The sequence below is a fragment of the Stenotrophomonas sp. P5_A8 genome, assembly GCF_056400545.1.
Genome location: NZ_JBFULB010000468.1, coordinates 1 through 2,172 on the forward strand (window position 1 = coordinate 1; position 2,172 = coordinate 2,172).

The following is a 2,172-nucleotide window of genomic DNA, read 5'->3' on the forward strand; positions in this document are numbered from 1 at the left end:
GAGGTCGAGTGACTTCATGGCTCCTCCAGCGATTCCAGGCGCTGCGGAACCCGGGACTTGAAGTCCAACCACGCGGCCCGGACATCCAGCGGCACGTAGTACTCGGTCACCCCATACGAACCGTGTTCGTCCTCATGGAGGGCGGTGTATGCCTCCAGAAGGCCGCTACTCACTAGCTGCAGCGTGGTGGGGCGGGAAGGAGCAGCCTTCGTTCCATCGGCCGTCCATCCACCGGCATCCAGCAGCCGACGCTGCTCGGTAGTCAGATTGCTAAAATCGAACCCGGTCATTGAGACCTCCCGGCGTCACTCAGCAGCCGGGTCGGCAGACTGTAGAGGCTGTCCAGGTAGACAAATCTGCGCCGACCGATGCTGATAGTCTCGAGCAGACCAGCGTTTGCCAGTTCGTAGGCCTTGGATCGACCGATGCCGACCTTTGTGCATTCCGGGATAAAGGGCCGGAACTCCCTGTGTCCATGTGTATCCACTGACTGCACCGTGTATGCCGCAATGCGGCGGGTGAGTCGAAATCTAAGGAACACGCGCAGTGGCAGACATGCCATCTAAACGGACAATTGCCAATTCAATTCAGGCTGAGGCAAATATCGAAAAAGCTAATCTGATTCAGGGTGGGCCAGTAGGTCGCTACTGGACAGGAGCAAGCTTCGAAATTGCGGCCTCATCAAGGTCACTGGTGTCAAAGAAGATTGACGCCAAGGCGAGTACGACCGCCCTGTGAGGTGTCCCGAAGTCGCTCTGCAGATCACTAGTCAGCCGCCTAATGAAGCGAAGCCGCCTAACATTGGGGTCGTTTGGCTTTTTGATCTCGGTCGTTAACTCAGGTAGCAGCTCCGCGCCACAATGAATTGCGTCAAAGACCAGACCCAGGTCAATTCTGATCGCGTGATAGATGGCAAACCGCTTCCGAATGAGGTCATCTTCTCGTTCGTCTTCATCCACAAATCTCGCGTCCAAGCGAGATTGGTAGTTCAAAGCGCTTTCCAGGGCGGCACGGTCCAAATAGGGCTGGAACGGCCAGTCCAGCCCAGACCTCTCGTTCCAGAAAGGAATCAGCAGCTCGCGCAGCGCCTCACAGTGCGATGCAATCTTCTTTGCAGACGCCTCCCGTTGCTTGCGGGTCATTTTTTCGAAGGGCTCTAGCTCAGCGAGCCCTTTGTGAACGGCGCTGTGGATCCAGTCTTCCAAACTCTCGGGCCGAAACGAGGGCCGCCGTTGCCTACCCTCAAGCGTGCGGAGGCAGAATGCGTATTCGACGGAGTCAGCGAGAGCATCCCGAACCTCGGTAGTTTTTGGATCAACAAATTTCTCGCTGGTCTTCATGTGTCTCGCTCCGTGAACGTGCGCCCTGCGCCCGAAGATGATTGGCAGGGCCACTAACACCATCCCGTGGTGCCACCGCTAAAGTGGCACCCCCAACTACGCCGCGCCCTTTCGCGGCGCTTGTTCGATTGAGATCACTATTCCGCCCTCGCTGCGCGACGCAATGCCTGAGCCTGTTCAAGCAGTCTGTCTAGCACAAATATTTCATCCACGGTCGGCGGCTCTTCCAACTCCATGCATCGGATCAGGAAGGTTCTGACAAATTTCACGCAGAGGCTCGCATCGCCTAAGGCATGCAATTCATCGATACCGGCGGAGACCTTAAGTAGGGGCGCGTTGTCCTGGATCGGTACAGCGCAAAAGCCCGTCTCGATAGTCCTCTTCATCACACACCCCCGCAAGTTGCGATGGGGGCCAGAAGAGTGGCACGCGATAGTGCCAGCAGCACCCCAATAGCGAATAGGAGGCTGCAAAGCCAGTACAGGTTCGCATCCCCATTAGAGGACAGCCAGCGGCTCAAGCAGCCGGGGATTGTGAGGCTAACGGCTGCGTTCGGTTGCGTTCGGTTGCGTTCGACGGCCTGAAGCGAGGCCGGAGCCCGGGAGGGTTGAGTACCCTGGATAGGTGCTATTTGGGCCATGCGCGCCCGTTCACGCGCAAGTTCTATAATGCTGTGATCCATGATCGACTCCTAATAGTCGGTTTTGGTAGGCCGAGCTAGGGGTTCCAGCCCCTTTCTCGGCCGCTTTGTTTCTATGCCTCTGCTTCCTCACTCCTCCCTTGTGGGTGAGCCATTAGGCTCGGTTTTTCCGCATCGGCACGACCTTGCGGC

2 protein-coding genes are annotated in these 2,172 nt (G+C 57.4%); both read right to left on the reverse strand.

All coding sequences use genetic code 11. The annotated features are described in order from the left end of the window. Nucleotides 1–14: 14 nt before the first annotated feature. On the reverse strand, nt 15–290 hold the full coding sequence (locus AC1DQP_RS19650) for a hypothetical protein (RefSeq protein WP_457489098.1): 276 nt from the start codon (nt 288–290) through the stop codon (nt 15–17). A 354-nt stretch (nt 291–644) separates the two neighbouring features. Continuing rightward, on the reverse strand, nt 645–1,340 hold the full coding sequence (locus AC1DQP_RS19655; RefSeq protein WP_478052318.1) for a hypothetical protein: 696 nt from the start codon (nt 1,338–1,340) through the stop codon (nt 645–647). Nucleotides 1,341–2,172: the final 832 nt, after the last annotated feature.